Source organism: Bacillus sp. SM2101 (genome assembly GCF_018588585.1).
In the GTDB taxonomy this organism is placed as follows: domain Bacteria; phylum Bacillota; class Bacilli; order Bacillales; family SM2101; genus Nanhaiella; species Nanhaiella sioensis.
Genome location: NZ_JAEUFG010000006.1, coordinates 58,354 through 73,358, shown reverse-complemented (window position 1 = coordinate 73,358; position 15,005 = coordinate 58,354). Strand labels below are relative to the sequence as shown.

Genomic DNA, 15,005 nt, shown 5'->3' with positions numbered 1-15,005 from the left:
CTATATAAAGATGAGTACAAGAGGTAGGCGTATTTGAGCTACCTCTTCTTATTGTCTAATTCCCTTGAGGACGCTTCGTCATCGCATCTGAAGGCAAAGAACGCCTTCGCATGCGATGACTCCAGCGCTTGTCGGGAATAACCAAGGTGCTTGCGCATTTCGCAATTGTCTAGCTCCAGGCGCCATCGGCTCGAGGTCATAAGCTAAATTGTCAAGAAGGTTAGAAAGCAACCTTCCCGCCAGCTTAACTTATGCTTGTCGCCGATAAGCAGTCGCCTTGCGCATTTCGCAATTGTCTAGCTTCAGCACCCATTCCCTCGATGACTCCAGCGCTTGTCGGGAATAACCAGGGTGCTTGCGCATTTCGCAATTGTCTAGCTCCAGGCGCCATCGGCTCGAGGTCATAAGCTAAACTGTCAAGAAGGTTAAAAAGCAACCTTCCAGCCAGCTTAACTTATGCTTGTCGCCGATAAGCAGTCACCTTGCGCATTTCGCAATTGTCTAGCTTCAGCACCCATTCCCTCGATGACTCCAGCGCTTGTCGGGAATAACCAGGGTGCTTGCGCATTTCGCAATTAAAAACACTTCGCCATTCCCCAAAGTGAGTGGGATTGTTATATGTGGAATGGGGTGTTTATGTTTTTTATGTTTGATGAGGAGGAATTATAAATGAGAGTTGATGGACGGAACGAAGATCAATTAAGAAGAATACATATTGAGTCAAATTATTTAAAGCATCCTGAAGGTTCAGTACTAATCTCTGTTGGTGATACGAAAGTTATTTGTACTGCGAGTATTGAAGATCGAGTTCCACCGTTTATGAGAGGTGAAGGTAAAGGGTGGATTACAGCAGAATACTCAATGTTACCTCGAGCGACTGATTCAAGAAACATCCGGGAATCTAGTAAAGGGAAAGTATCGGGAAGAACGATGGAGATACAACGCTTGATTGGAAGAGCATTGCGCTCAGTTGTTGATTTAGAAAAAATTGGTGAAAGAACAATCTGGATTGATTGTGATGTCATTCAAGCAGACGGTGGTACGAGAACTGCGTCCATTACAGGTGCTTTTGTTGCTGTTGTGTTAGCAGTTGGGAAACTAATGTCTGAGAAAAAATTAACAAAATCACCAATACAAGACTTTTTAGCAGCTACCTCTGTTGGGATAGATGCGAAGCTAGGGCCTATTTTAGATTTGAACTATATCGAGGATTCATCAGCACAAGTAGATATGAATGTTGTTATGACAGGGTCAGGCCAATTTGTTGAGTTACAAGGAACTGGAGAAGAAGCAACTTTTTCAAGAGATGAGCTAAACAATTTATTATCTTTAGCTGAAGAAGGGATTCATGAGATCATTCAAAAGCAGCGCGAAGCATTAGGTGAATTCGTCCAACATATTAAATCAGCTACTGATGAAAGTGGGAACTAGAGTGAACCAAGTATTAATTGCAACAAAAAATATGGGCAAAGTAAATGAATTTAAGTCCATGCTAGAGCCTAAAGGAATTGAAGTACAGTCTTTGTTCGATATTAACGAGCCGATAGATATTGAGGAAACAGGACAGACTTTTGCTGAAAATGCAATCATAAAAGCTGAAGCTGTAGCAAATCGGTTTCATACTATTGTCATTGCAGATGATTCAGGATTAGCAGTAGATGCCCTTGACGGTCGCCCTGGGGTTTATTCTGCCCGCTATGCTGGAGAACATAAAGATGATCAAGCCAATCTGGAAAAAGTATTGCAGGAGCTAGAAGGTGTACCAACTCATAAAAGGACTGGACGTTTTCATTGTGCCTTAGCTATTGCTTTTCCTAAAGGAGAAACCCATGTAGTTGAAGGCACATGTGAAGGTAGAATTACGGACACCCCTGTTGGACAAAACGGTTTTGGCTATGATCCTATTTTTTATGTAGAAGAGAAAGAAAAGACAATGGCTCAATTATCGAAACAAGAAAAAAATGAAATGAGTCATCGAGCCATTGCATTAAAAAAGCTTTCACATTTATGGTCTGAGATATTTGCTGATGAGGACAAGTAACATGAAAATTTTAGTCGTAAGTGATAGCCATGGCTTATCAGAAGAGCTTACACAAGTTGCTCGTAGACACGAAGATGATGTTCAAATGATGATTCATTGTGGAGATTCAGAGCTCCCAGCTCATGCTGAGGCAATGCAAGGATTTAACTCTGTTAGAGGAAATTGTGATTTAGACTCAGCATACCCTGATCATTTAGTCGAAAAATGTGGACAGCAACATTTATTTGTTACACATGGTCATCTATATAATGTAAAAATGACTTTAATGAATCTTTTATATCGTGCTAAGGAAGTTGATGCGAAGGTTGTTTGCTTTGGGCATTCACACATAGCAGGAACAGAAATGGCTGATGGAATTTTATTTATTAACCCGGGGAGCCTCCGACTCCCGAGAATGCGCAAAGATAAAACATATGTTATACTACATATACAAAATAGACATATCCATGTCAATTACTATAGTATTGAGGGGAAGATTATACCGTCTTTATCAAGCGAATTTATCCTTGAATAATAAAATGCATAGTTCTATATATGCTTAGTCTTGAGAGTCACCTTACTATAATATAAAAATGGTAAGGTACTCTCTAAGTAGAATAATGGGGATTATACATAATAGCAAATTTGAGTGAGGAAATTTTTTTTATTTACTCCTTAAAAATGATTGACAAACTATACTAATATTTATATAATAAATTTTGTCGTTAACAATTAATCAACTTATTTTGTCCCAGTAGCTCAGCTGGATAGAGCAACGGCCTTCTAAGCCGTCGGTCGGGAGTTCGAATCTCTCCTGGGACGCCATTACATAGCAATGTAACCCATGATGGGTTTTAACAGATAATGGATAATCATACAGTGTGAATACTGTATGATTATCCATTTTTTTATACTGCTATTGATATAAGGAAACAGATATTTTTTGAAGTAGTTATGTGGATATTTTGAAAAAGTTGATATTTTATATAGCTAGAAAAATATTGTTCTTTTTTTAATGTATACGAAAGTAAATAATAGTATATCAACTAAATGATGTTACTCCAGTAAAACCAAATATGAAAAGCTCCTCTGTTGATTAATGAAAATCAACATTAATTTTCTTCTTGGTGCCTTGGTTTTTTTTTGGCATAGTAACCTCTAGAACACCATTTTTGTATGTTGCTATCACTCCCTCAACATTTACAGTTGTTGGTAGAGTTACTGCTCTATGAAAGCTACCTGTATGTCTTTCTCTTCTGTATAAATTCTCATCTTTTACATCGTTAGTCCCATTTATAGAGCCACTAATATTTAAAACATTGTTGTCAATTTCAATATTTACATCCTCTTTTTTTTCTAATCCAGGAATGTCACACGTAGCCACAACCTCATTATTTGTCTCATAAACATCAACTCTAATCATTCCTAAGTAGTTTTGCTCATTGGTATAGTCGAAAGGGAAGTTTGAGAAGTTAGTAAATAGCCTGTCCATGTCCCTTCTCATGTTTGATAAATGTCTGAACGGGTCGTGAGGTATTAATGTCATTAGTTCTCCTCCAAATGTGTAAAATTTAAATTATATAGAAATATTCTCTGCAGTAGTTATAGAAATATGTAATATGGATAAGAAATAATTAATACTGCTTAAATATGTAAACTGATTTGAGGGAAGATCATGAATAAAAGTTATGTATTGGAAATTACTTTAATTGCATAAATTTTATATTGAATAAATGAGGTTGGATTGAAGGCTTCACATTTTCAGTTTCTCTTTCTAACTTTTTGAACCTATTTTTTAAAAAGTTTTACAAATTTAAAAACCTCATAATAACAGTGATGTAAGCGTATTCAAATTGAGTGATAAATACAAATTTTCAAATAATTCTCCAAAAGACTATTGACTCTTTAAACAAATGAGCGTAAGATAGTCCTCAAATAAAAAATTGTCACAATATTTATTAGTTTTTAAAATCTATATTTTTACATGATTTTACGTTAAAATTCCTTAGTTTTTTGTCGGTATAAATACCTAGTGTTGGTTCATTCAAAAAGGTACATTTTAGGATATTTTTTTATATCTATGTATTTATCGATTTAAAGCGTCTATATAATAAAGGGAAGGAGGATATAAGATGGGTGATCAGTGGATTTTTTTAGGTGATACTTTTGTAAAAAAAGAAGATGCAAAAATTTCAGTTTATGATCATGGCTTTTTATACGGAGATGGTGTATTCGAAGGTATTCGAGTGTATAGCGGAAACGTTTATCGGATGAAAGAACATATGGATCGTTTATATCGCTCAGCTAAATCAATTATGCTAACTATTCCTTATACAGAAGAGGAATTGACAGATCTAGTTGTTCAAGCAATCCAAAAAAATAAGTTTGAAGATGCTTATATTCGTCTTGTGGTTTCTAGGGGTGCTGGTGATTTGGGTCTAGATCCGTTTAAATGCAGTAAACCTCAAGTTGTTATTATCGTGGAGCCTCTTGCACTTTTTCCGAAAAAGCTGTATGAAACTGGCATAGAGATTATTACTGTTGCAACTAGACGAAATAGACCTGATGTTTTAAGCCCTAAAGTTAAATCGTTAAATTATTTAAACAATATTCTAGTGAAAATTGAAGCGCATTTGGCAAATGTAAGTGAAGCTTTAATGTTAAATGATCAAGGATATGTTTCAGAAGGGTCAGCGGACAATATTTTTATTGTCAAAGATAGCACCCTCTATACTCCTCCAGGTTATGTTGGAGCCCTTGAAGGGATTACGAGAAATGCAATTTTAGAAATTGCTTCTGAATTAGGTTACGAGCTCAAGGAAGAGCCATTTACTCGTCATGATGTATACACATGTGATGAAGTGTTTCTCACAGGAACAGCAGCAGAGGTCATTGCTGTAGTCAAAGTTGATGGCAGGGAAATTGGTGATGGAAAACCAGGAAAACATACTAAAAAACTGCTTGAGGAGTTTAGGAAAAAAGTCGTTTCTGATGGAGTAAAGGTTTATCAATCAAACCAAGAAGTAACGGCGGGCTAGTATATATACATCGACTTAGAATTGTAACATCTTTTGTATTTTGAAAATTTAGAAAAAAGATAAAATGTTGAAGAGGATAAGTAATCTTCGAGTTAGGAAGCTACAGAGAGCCGGAGTTGGTGGAAACCGGTGCTACTATCGAAAGGTGAACTCGCCTCTGAGTGTCAACTTGAACGTCATAGTAGGGTTGGCCGGGTGAAATTAAAAATTTACCCGTTATCAAAAGGAATAGCATTAGACTATTCATGAGATGATCTTATGATCATGAAAAAGGGTGGTACCGTGGAAAGTAAAGTCTTTTCACCCCTTACACTTACTGTTATTGTGAGTGTTTGTTGGGGGTGAAGGGGCTTTTTTTATTACAAAGGTTCAGTATACATTGTTGCTATTGTCATTAATTTAAAAATCTAGAACAGTTACTATGCAATTATTATCACGAGAAGATGCCACAATACTTGTCTTATATATTTTCTTAATGCGAAAACAGCAATTACAAAAGAGTGTTCAAAAAGGAGGAAATTACGTGGGCGCAAAGGTAAAGGTAGGTGTAAGAAATAACGTTAAATCAAAGATGAGCGGATCTTATATGCTAATAGAAGCGTTAAAGAAGGAAAACGTTGAAGTGATCTTTGGTTATCCTGGTGGTGCTGTTCTCCCAATTTACGATTCACTTTATGATTCTGGAATAGACCATGTGCTTACTAGACATGAACAAGGAGGCATACATGCAGCTGAAGGTTATGCAAGAATTTCTGGAAAGCCAGGTGTGGTTATTGCGACTTCTGGTCCAGGAGCAACGAATATCGTAACTGGCTTAACTGATGCAATGATAGATTCATTACCACTTGTTGTATTTACTGGTCAGGTAGCATCTTCAGTGATTGGAACAGATGCATTCCAAGAAGCAGATATTCTAGGAATCACTACACCAATTACGAAGCACAATTATCAAATTAGAGATGTTAAAGACGTACCCAAGGTGATAAAAGAGGCATTTCATATTGCAACGACAGGTCGTCCTGGACCGGTATTAATTGATATTCCGAAAGATATGGCAATACTTGAAGGTCATTTTGATTACGATCAAAAAATATCTCTTCCAGGGTATCAGCCTACTAGGGAGCCAAATCATCTTCAAATTCGTAAGTTAGTTGAAGCAGTCAGTCAAGCGCAAAAACCGGTTATTCTTGCCGGAGCTGGAGTTCTTCATGCAAATGCTTCAAACGAATTGAAGGCATACGCAGATCAACAAAGCATTCCAGTTATTCACACGCTATTAGGTTTAGGTGGCTTTCCAGCAGAGCATGAGTTATCCCTAGGCATGGCGGGGATGCATGGCACATATACAGCCAACATGGCTCTATATGAATGTGATTTACTCATAAGCATAGGTGCTAGGTTCGATGATCGAGTAACTGGTAATTTGAAGCATTTTGCACCAGATGCAGTTGTAGCCCACATCGATATTGACCCAGCTGAAATCGGTAAAAACGTACCGACGCAAATTCCAGTAGTTGGAGATGCAAAAGAAGCATTAAAAGAACTCATTGCTCAAAATGGTAAATGTGGACCTTCAAGTGAATGGCGCAAGAAGCTAGCGAACCGAAAACTAGAATATCCGCTAGTTTATCAAAAGAATACGAACGAACTTAAACCACAAAAAGTAATTGAATTAATCTATGAAAATACAAATGGTGAAGCAATTATTACGACTGACGTTGGGCAACACCAAATGTGGACTGCACAATACTACAAATTTAAATATCCAAATAGGTGGGTCACATCTGGAGGACTAGGTACAATGGGTTTTGGTTTACCAGCAGCTATAGGTGCCCAGCTTGCTGATAGAGAAGCAACTGTCATTTCAATTGTCGGTGACGGAGGGTTTCAAATGACCTGTCAGGAACTTTCAGTTATGCAGGAGCTTAATTTACCTGTCAAAGCTGTAATTATTAACAATCAATCATTAGGAATGGTTAGACAATGGCAACAAATATTTTATGATCAACGTTATTCCCATTCACTTATTCCAAATCAACCAGATTTTGCGAAGCTTGCAGAAGCATACGGAATTAGAGGGTTAAAAGCAACAACGGAAGCAGAAGCAAAAAAAGTGTTGCAAGAAGCTTTAGAAATTGATGGACCAGTTCTCATCGATTTTCATGTTACTTCTGACGAGAATGTTTATCCAATGGTAGCCCCAGGCAAAGGATTACATGAGATGGTGGGGGTGAAATTGTGAAACGTATTATCACATTAACTGTTAATAATCGATCTGGTGTTTTAAATCGGATTACAGGCTTATTTACAAAACGTCATTATAACATTGAGAGTATAACAGTTGGAGCAACAGAAGTAGCTGGAGTTTCTCGGATAACATGTGTTGTTCACGTTGAGGATCAGCGAGTAGCTGAGCAAATTACAAAGCAACTAAATAAGCAAATTGATGTCTTGAAGGTAATGGACATAACTGATCAAGCTATCGTAGCGAGAGAATTAGCGTTAATTAAAGTAGTTGCACCTCCAGCAACTAGGAATGAAATATATGGTTTAATCGAACCATTTCGAGCATCAATCCTTGATGTTAGTAAGGATAGCCTAGTTATACAAGTAACTGGAGAATCATCAAAGATTGAAGCACTCATTGAATTAATAAAACCTTATGGAATTAAAGAAATAGCTAGAACAGGAACAACAGCATTTGCACGTGGCATGCAAAAAGCTGTAACAAATATAAAATCACATTCAATCGTCTAAAAAGGGAGAGATTAAATCATGGTAAAAGTATATTATAACGGGGATGCAAACGATAGTTATTTAACAGGAAAAAAGGTAGCAATCATCGGGTATGGTTCTCAAGGTCATGCACATGCCCTAAATTTAAGTGAAAGTGGAGTAGATGTTGTAGTAGGTTTAAGAAAAGGTGGTTCATGGGACAAAGCAGTAGCAGATGGATTTACGGTACAATCGGTTAAAGAAGCAGCCGAACAAGCTGATATTGTCATGGTTTTATTACCTGATGAACTTCAAACGAAAGTATATAAAGAAGAAATTGAACAAGGTCTTAAACCAGGGAATGCTTTAGTATTTGCACATGGATTTAACATTCATTTCAATCAAATTGTACCACCAAGCTTTGTGGATGTATTTTTAGTAGCACCAAAAGGTCCGGGACATCTTGTTAGACGAACGTACAAAGAAGGTGCTGGAGTGCCAGCGTTATTCGCTCTATATCAGGATGTATCAGGGGAAGCAAAAGAGGTCGCTTTAGCATATGCCAAAGCAATTGGCTCAGCTCGAGCTGGGGTACTTGAAACAACGTTCCAAGAAGAAACAGAAACAGACTTATTTGGTGAACAAGCGGTTTTATGTGGAGGTTTAACATCACTTGTCAAGGCTGGATTTGAAACATTAGTAGAAGCGGGATATCAACCAGAACTTGCGTATTTTGAATGTCTACATGAGCTCAAATTAATTATCGATTTAATGTATGAAGATGGTTTAGAAGGGATGCGTTACTCAATTTCTGATACAGCACAATGGGGAGATTTTGTATCAGGACCTAGAGTAATCACTGATTCCGTTAAGCAAGAAATGAAAAAAGTATTAGAAGATATCCAAACAGGTAAATTTGCAAAAGGCTGGATCTTAGAAAATCAGGCGAATCGCCCTGAATTTACAGCGATTAATAAACGGGAAAATGAGCATCAAATTGAAGTAGTGGGACGCGAATTAAGAAAAATGATGCCATTTATTAAACAAAAGAAGGAGGCAGTTGGAACAAGTGCAGACAATTAAAATCTTTGATACAACGCTTCGAGATGGTGAACAATCTCCTGGAGTCAATTTGAACTTATCTGAAAAGATAGAAATTGCTAAACAGCTTGAACGTCTAGGTGTTGATATAATTGAAGCGGGTTTTCCGGCTGCTTCAAGCGGTGACTTACAATCAGTGAGAGAAGTTGCAGCTGTTATTAAAAATAGTTCAGTTACAGGACTTTCACGATCAGTTCAATCAGATATAGATGCAGCATGGCATGCGTTAAAAGGTGGAGCTCAGCCTCGACTTCACCTTTTTATCGCAACATCTCCAATTCATATGAAATATAAGTTAAAGCAAAGCCCAGAGCAAGTACTTGAATCAGCAGTGGAGGCTGTTAAATACGCCAAACAGTGGTTTCCTATCATTCAATGGTCAGCTGAAGATGCATGTCGATCAGAACTCCCATTTTTAGCAAAGATTGTAACAGCAGTGATTGAAGCAGGAGCAAGTGTCATTAATATTCCAGATACAGTAGGATATATAACCCCGAAGGAATACGGTGAAATATTCAGCTATCTTAAGAAAAATGTTCCGAATATTCAAAAAGTTTTATTGTCCGCTCATTGCCACGATGATTTAGGGATGGCAGTCGTTAATTCCCTTAGCGCCATTGAACACGGTGCAACACAGGTAGAAGCAACATTAAACGGGATTGGCGAGCGTGCTGGGAATGCTTCTTTAGAAGAAATCGCTGTAGCTCTTCATATTCGAAAAGATTTCTATAATGCTAAAACAAATATCCAATTAAATGAAATAAAAAGAACAAGTGACTTAGTAAGTAAACTAACAGGCATGGTAATACCACCAAATAAAGCTGTAGTTGGTAAAAATGCTTTTGCACATGAGGCAGGAATTCATCAGGATGGTGTGTTAAAAGAAAAAACAACGTATGAAATTATTTCGCCTGAACTAGTCGGTGTAAATACAAATGCAATGGTGCTTGGTAAACATTCAGGACGACATGCGTTCCGAACGCGTATCCAAGAGCTAGGGATCTCAGTGAAGGATGAAGAAATTAATTCATTGTTTAAGTTATTTAAAGATTTAGCGGATAAGAAGAAAGACATTACTGATGATGATTTAATTGCATTAGTACTAGAAGAGAGATTCGGGAAGGGAGATACACAATATGAATTAATCTCTCTACAAGTTCAATACGGTACCAACCAAGTGCCAACTGCCACTATTACCCTTAAAGGATTGGAAGGTGAAATCATTCAAGAGGCTGCAACTGGAGCAGGTAGCGTAGAGGCTATATACAATACATTGGAAAGAATGGTCCATGCTTCTGTAAAGCTATTAGATTATAAAATACAATCAGTTAGTGGAGGTAGAGATGCGTTAGCACAAGTATATGTGAATGTTCGTGTAAATGGTGAAGAGACGAGTGGAAGAGGCTTGGATCAAGACGTGTTAGAAGCTTCTGCGAAAGCATATATTAATGCGATAAATAGAGTATTTTACCTACAAAAATATAAGAATACTGATGAAGAAGTGACGATGAAATAACAGCTTAACAAGAGAAAACGATCGTATGCCCTCTAAATAAACCAATAAGTTAACAATGATAATTTGAGATTGGAGGAATAAAAAGTGAAAAAGAAAATTACCGTTTTACCCGGAGATGGAATTGGTCCAGAAGTTTCTAGAGGGGCAGTAGAAATATTAAAAGCTGTAGGAGAGCGATTTAATCATCAATTTGACTTTATATATAGCTTAATTGGTGGAGCAGCGATTGAACAAACAGGTAGCCCGTTACCAGATAAGACGTTAAATGATTGCAAACAAAGTGATGCTGTATTGTTAGGTGCTGTTGGAGGACCGCAATGGGATCAAAATCCACCTGAACTTCGTCCTGAAAAGGGCTTATTACAAATTCGTAAAGAATTGGAGTTATATGCAAATTTACGACCTGTTTCATTTAACCCTAGTTTAATTGAGTCGTCACCAATAAAAGAGAATATAATTACAGGTGTTGATTTACTCATCGTACGAGAGCTTACAGGAGGATTGTATTTTGGAAAACCAAGTGCTCGAACGATAGACAGAGGAGAAGAATCTGTCGTAGATACACTTTATTATAAACGAAAAGAAATGAAGAGAATATTAGTCACAGCATTTGAATTGGCTAAGAACCGTCGGAGCAAAGTTACTTCTGTTGATAAAGCAAATGTACTTGAGTCTAGTCGCATGTGGAGAGAAGTGGCTGAGGAGGTAGCGCAAGATTTTCCAAATGTTCAATTAGAGCATATGTTGGTCGATAACGCAGCGATGCAATTAATAAAAAATCCAACACAGTTTGATGTCATTGTAACTGAAAATATGTTTGGTGATATATTAAGTGATGAAGCATCAATGTTGACTGGGTCTTTGGGAATGCTTCCATCGGCAAGTTTGTCAACTACAGGTCCATGCCTGTATGAACCAATACATGGGTCAGCACCAGATATAGCAGGGCAAAATAAAGCGAATCCGGTAGCAATGATATTGTCTGCTGCTATGATGCTGAGAAATTCCTTTCAAATGGATGAAGAAGCAAAAGCAATTGAAAATGCTGTGAATCAAGTGCTTGCTGCTGGACATCGTACTCCTGATGTTGTACAAGAAGGAAAAAGAGCGGTTAAAACAGAGGAAATGGTTGAACGTATTAAAGCAGCTGTACTAGACCATGCTGCAATATCAAACATTATGTCAATATACGCGTAAATCATAGGCAGACATTAATAGGAAACCCTTGCACACCCACTAGATAGGTCTAAAGACCTATCTAGTGGAAACTTATATAGGGTCTTTACACGAATAATGTTTGATTAACATTTGACAATATTGAGAGGTGAATTTATTCGTGGAACCAAAAAATATTATAGAAAAAATATGGGAAAAAAATATCGTATATCAAGAAGAAGGCAAGCCTGATTTATTGTATATAGACCTTCATCTCGTTCATGAAGTTACTTCTCCACAAGCATTTGAAGGGTTACGTTTAAATAATCGGAAAGTAAGACGCCCAGATTTAACATTTGCAACGATGGATCATAATGTACCTACATTCAATCGCTACATCATCCAAGATGAAGTAGCACAAAACCAAATGACTGCTCTTGAAAAAAATTGTGAAGAATTTGGCATTTATTTGGCGGATTTAAACAGTCCTGATCAAGGTATTGTTCACGTTATAGGTCCTCAATTAGGTCTCACACAGCCTGGGAAAACAATCGTATGTGGTGATAGCCATACATCGACTCATGGAGCATTTGGAGCGTTAGCATTCGGTATTGGAACTAGTGAAGTTGAGCACGTATTGGCAACTCAAACATTATGGCAACATCGACCTAAAACATTAAAAATTAATATAAATGGTAAGTTAGCTGCTGGTGTTTCCGCTAAAGATGTCATCTTATCTATTATCGGAGAATATGGTGTAAATGTTGGTACAGGTCATATTATTGAATTTACAGGTGATACAATCCGTAATATGTCGATGGAGGAACGGATGACCATATGTAATATGTCAATAGAAGCAGGTGCAAAAGCTGGCTTAATTAGTCCAGATAGAACAACATTTTCGTATTTAAAAGGAAAGAAGCATATTCCCAACGGTGAAGAGTATAATAGACTTGTGAAAAAATGGGAAAAATTAGCAAGTGATTCAAATGCAACCTTTGATAGAGTCATTGAAATTGACGCAAGTGAAATAGCGCCAACTGTTACATGGGGAACAACACCGGGGATGAGTGTGACGATCGAGCAAGTAATACCATCACCTCTAGACTTCGATGATGAAGCAGATCAAAGGGCTGTAGATAGTGCACTACAATATATGGGCTTACAAGCTGGTACACAAATTTCTGATGTAGAAATTCAACATGTATTTATAGGTTCATGTACAAATTCAAGGATAAGCGATCTTCGCGAAGCTGCTAAAATTGCGCAAGGTAACAAGGTGTCAAATCAGGTAAGAGCGCTAGTTGTACCAGGTTCACAAGAGGTGAAGCGTCAGGCGGAAGAGGAAGGTTTAGCAGATATTTTCATTTCAGCAGGTTTTGAATGGCGTGAATCAGGATGTAGCATGTGCTTAAGTATGAATCCAGATGTTGTACCAGAGGGAGAACGCTGTGCTTCAACATCAAATCGAAATTTTGAAGGAAGACAAGGAAAAGGTGCTAGAACTCATTTAGTTAGTCCTGCGATGGCAGCAGCAGCAGCTATATATGGTAGGTTTGTAGATATTAGAAAACTACAAAAAACTATTGTGTAACGTAGTAAGTGACATAGTAGGTAGTTGGCATTACTCACATATATTAGTTGAAGTGAGCATTCCTGAAAACTTAAAGTTAAAGGAGAGATAGGGGTATGGAACCATTTCATATTCACACTGGTAAGGTAGCAGGGTTAGATCGTGTAAATGTTGATACCGACCAAATCATACCTAAGCAGTTTTTAAAAAGAATAGAGCGAACAGGATTTGGTCAATATTTATTTTATGACTGGCGGTATCTTGATAATCATACATTAAATCCTGATTTTGAATTAAATAAACAGGAGAACGCTGGTGCAACAATACTTGTAGCAAATGAAAACTTTGGATGTGGTTCTTCTCGCGAACACGCCCCGTGGGCATTACAAGACTATGGATTTAAAGTAATTATCGCTCCATCATTTGCAGATATATTTTATGGGAATTGCTTAAAAAATGGTTTGCTCCCAATTAAATTAGATAGAGAAGATGTAAAGTATATATTATATGAAGGAAATAATTCTAACTATACTTTACAAATAGATTTAGAGAATCAAACTATATCGGATGAGAAAGGCTTTAGTAAAGGATTTCTCATTGATCAATATAGAAAAGAGTTGTTAATTAAAGGTTGGGATGAAATAGACTTGACTTTTGTTTATGAAAAACACATATCACAATATGAGATATTAAATAAGTAGAAGAGGCGCCTAGGTTCGTTCCGAGGCGCTTCTTGTTTTCTGTTCACTTACTTGATAAACTTAATAACACAAAAGTACGAAAATGGCTATAGGACGGTAAAATTGATGGCAGATATCAGAAAACAAAGTGAAAATATTCTTCCCTTCCCTAATCTAAAAGAACGACTTATTGAAAAGGGGTTCGATCAACTACAGCATAAGCAATTTCAAGAAGCACTTTTGTTGTTTGGTCAAGCAGGTGAATTAGAAAGTGACCACCCTGAAATTGAATTAGGTACTGTGTTATGCCTGTTCGAATTAAATAGATTTGAGGAAGCAAAAGAAATATGTAATAGCATGCTGCAAAAAGGAATTGGCGATTATTATCAAGTATTACAAATATATACGTCTATTCTGCTCCAGCAAGGGCATTACAATGAAATCATTACAACGATTGAGGCTATACTTCAAGAGGGGAATATCCCTTCAGAATATGCTGAAAATCTATTTAAACTTCTAGACTTCAGTAGAAAAATGAATGTCAATAATGTGGAGAATAGTAATACCGATAATATTGCTGAAGGTAGCACTTTGGATCAAATGCTCAACCAAGGCGATGATATTGAAGAACACTGGACAGCAATTCAACTTCTTCGTAATCAAAATGTTCGTCGTGAGAGACAGACAATAGAGACTTATTTTGCTAACCCTAAAAAGTCACCGCTAATTAAATCTGCTTTATTACAAGTTTTAATGGAGCAAGAAGTAGATTTTGATATAAGTATCAATAAATTTAATCGAGATATAACAATAAAGCCAACCGAGCTTTTAGATAGTAGAGAGGATCCTTTTACAAAAGAAGTTTTAACAATACTGGAAAAGAATGTTTTGAATGAAAATCCGACTTTATATGAAGTAATTAAAGAGATTTGGTTTAGACATTTGTTCATTTTATTTCCTTTATACCCGGAACCAAGGGAAGCAAATCTCTGGGCTGCAGCATTACATATAATAGCTTTGGAGATGCAGGGGTTTGATCATGACCGACATAGTATAGTATCCAAGTATAATGTAAATAATGAACAATTAATGCAAGCTTGTGAAGCCATCTATAAGATAGAGGACATTTCTTCATAATAAATACACACTACCTACATAGCTGGGAATGTTTAACTGCTAATTAATTTATATAAAAAAATTAGTTTGT

At 36.9% G+C, this 15,005-nt stretch carries 16 protein-coding genes, 1 tRNA gene and 1 other annotated feature; of the genes, 13 read left to right on the top strand and 4 right to left on the bottom strand.

What is annotated here, in order from left to right:
• Positions 1-78 precede the first annotated feature (78 nt).
• From JM172_RS07430 to JM172_RS25125, 3 genes are read right to left on the bottom strand one after another with little or no spacing between them, the layout of a single operon-like run.
• Complete coding sequence (locus tag JM172_RS07430; protein WP_214481529.1) at positions 79-231, bottom strand: hypothetical protein; 153 nt, start codon at positions 229-231, stop codon at positions 79-81.
• A 13-nt stretch (positions 232-244) separates the two neighbouring features.
• Positions 245-436, bottom strand: a complete 192-nt coding sequence (locus tag JM172_RS07425) for a hypothetical protein (protein ID WP_214481528.1) — start codon at positions 434-436, stop codon at positions 245-247.
• A 13-nt stretch (positions 437-449) separates the two neighbouring features.
• Positions 450-575 carry a hypothetical protein gene (locus tag JM172_RS25125; protein WP_284730441.1) on the bottom strand — a complete coding sequence of 42 codons (126 nt, stop codon included), beginning with the start codon at positions 573-575 and terminating at the stop codon, positions 450-452.
• A gap of 94 nt (positions 576-669) precedes the next feature.
• Between JM172_RS25125 and rph the strand changes: the two genes are divergently transcribed.
• The 4 genes from rph to JM172_RS07405 all read left to right on the top strand — a co-directional run bounded on the left by rph (position 670) and on the right by JM172_RS07405 (position 2,845).
• Positions 670-1,431, top strand: a complete 762-nt coding sequence (gene rph / locus JM172_RS07420) for a ribonuclease PH (RefSeq protein ID WP_214481527.1) — start codon at positions 670-672, stop codon at positions 1,429-1,431.
• A gap of 1 nt (position 1,432) precedes the next feature.
• A complete protein-coding gene (locus JM172_RS07415) occupies positions 1,433-2,041 on the top strand; it encodes an XTP/dITP diphosphatase (protein ID WP_214481688.1) in 609 nt (202 codons plus the stop codon).
• A 1-nt stretch (position 2,042) separates the two neighbouring features.
• On the top strand, positions 2,043-2,555 hold the full coding sequence (locus JM172_RS07410; protein WP_214481526.1) for a metallophosphoesterase family protein: 513 nt from the start codon (positions 2,043-2,045) through the stop codon (positions 2,553-2,555).
• Between the two features lie 213 nt (positions 2,556-2,768).
• Positions 2,769-2,845, top strand: a tRNA-Arg gene (locus JM172_RS07405).
• A 271-nt stretch (positions 2,846-3,116) separates the two neighbouring features.
• Here JM172_RS07405 and JM172_RS07400 read toward each other — a convergent pair.
• On the bottom strand, positions 3,117-3,566 hold the full coding sequence (locus tag JM172_RS07400) for an Hsp20/alpha crystallin family protein (protein ID WP_214481524.1): 450 nt from the start codon (positions 3,564-3,566) through the stop codon (positions 3,117-3,119).
• Between the two features lie 586 nt (positions 3,567-4,152).
• On the opposite strand from JM172_RS07400, the gene ilvE reads away from it, so the two are divergent.
• The 9 genes from ilvE (at position 4,153) to JM172_RS07355 (ending at position 14,935) form a co-directional block, all read left to right on the top strand.
• Positions 4,153-5,058 (top strand): branched-chain-amino-acid transaminase, encoded by a 906-nt coding sequence (ilvE, locus tag JM172_RS07395; protein WP_214481522.1) that lies wholly within the window; start codon positions 4,153-4,155, stop codon positions 5,056-5,058.
• A gap of 58 nt (positions 5,059-5,116) precedes the next feature.
• Positions 5,117-5,369, top strand: a binding site (T-box leader).
• A gap of 260 nt (positions 5,370-5,629) precedes the next feature.
• Complete coding sequence (ilvB, locus tag JM172_RS07390; protein ID WP_250886566.1) at positions 5,630-7,300, top strand: acetolactate synthase large subunit; 1,671 nt, start codon at positions 5,630-5,632, stop codon at positions 7,298-7,300.
• Positions 7,297-7,815, top strand: a complete 519-nt coding sequence (ilvN, locus tag JM172_RS07385) for an acetolactate synthase small subunit (RefSeq protein ID WP_214481520.1) — start codon at positions 7,297-7,299, stop codon at positions 7,813-7,815. The genes ilvB and ilvN overlap by 4 nt, the downstream gene beginning before the upstream one ends.
• Before the next feature lie 18 nt (positions 7,816-7,833).
• Complete coding sequence (ilvC, locus tag JM172_RS07380) at positions 7,834-8,856, top strand: ketol-acid reductoisomerase (RefSeq protein WP_214481516.1); 1,023 nt, start codon at positions 7,834-7,836, stop codon at positions 8,854-8,856.
• Positions 8,843-10,390, top strand: coding sequence for a 2-isopropylmalate synthase (locus JM172_RS07375; protein ID WP_352223085.1), 1,548 nt, complete (start codon positions 8,843-8,845; stop codon positions 10,388-10,390). Before ilvC ends, JM172_RS07375 begins: the two co-directional genes overlap by 14 nt.
• 84 nt (positions 10,391-10,474) lie before the next feature.
• Entirely contained in the window at positions 10,475-11,587 is a 1,113-nt protein-coding gene (leuB, locus tag JM172_RS07370) for a 3-isopropylmalate dehydrogenase (RefSeq protein ID WP_214481514.1), read from the top strand.
• Between the two features lie 139 nt (positions 11,588-11,726).
• Complete coding sequence (gene leuC, locus JM172_RS07365; RefSeq protein ID WP_214481513.1) at positions 11,727-13,139, top strand: 3-isopropylmalate dehydratase large subunit; 1,413 nt, start codon at positions 11,727-11,729, stop codon at positions 13,137-13,139.
• Between the two features lie 95 nt (positions 13,140-13,234).
• Positions 13,235-13,819 (top strand): 3-isopropylmalate dehydratase small subunit, encoded by a 585-nt coding sequence (gene leuD / locus JM172_RS07360; RefSeq protein ID WP_214481509.1) that lies wholly within the window; start codon positions 13,235-13,237, stop codon positions 13,817-13,819.
• 105 nt (positions 13,820-13,924) lie between these two features.
• Entirely contained in the window at positions 13,925-14,935 is a 1,011-nt protein-coding gene (locus JM172_RS07355; protein WP_214481507.1) for a tetratricopeptide repeat protein, read from the top strand.
• Positions 14,936-15,005: the final 70 nt, after the last annotated feature.

Bases quoted from the DNA above. Each gene is read 5' to 3' on its own strand.
- rph (WP_214481527.1), top strand. From the start codon at position 670: ATGAGAGTTGATGGACGGAACGAAGATCAATTAAGAAGAATACATATT.
- JM172_RS07410 (WP_214481526.1), top strand. From the start codon at position 2,043: ATGAAAATTTTAGTCGTAAGTGATAGCCATGGCTTATCAGAAGAGCTT.
- JM172_RS07400 (WP_214481524.1), bottom strand. From the start codon at position 3,566: ATGACATTAATACCTCACGACCCGTTCAGACATTTATCAAACATGAGA.
- ilvE (WP_214481522.1), top strand. From the start codon at position 4,153: ATGGGTGATCAGTGGATTTTTTTAGGTGATACTTTTGTAAAAAAAGAA.
- ilvB (WP_250886566.1), top strand. From the start codon at position 5,630: ATGAGCGGATCTTATATGCTAATAGAAGCGTTAAAGAAGGAAAACGTT.
- ilvC (WP_214481516.1), top strand. From the start codon at position 7,834: ATGGTAAAAGTATATTATAACGGGGATGCAAACGATAGTTATTTAACA.
- leuD (WP_214481509.1), top strand. From the start codon at position 13,235: ATGGAACCATTTCATATTCACACTGGTAAGGTAGCAGGGTTAGATCGT.
- JM172_RS07355 (WP_214481507.1), top strand. From the start codon at position 13,925: ATGGCAGATATCAGAAAACAAAGTGAAAATATTCTTCCCTTCCCTAAT.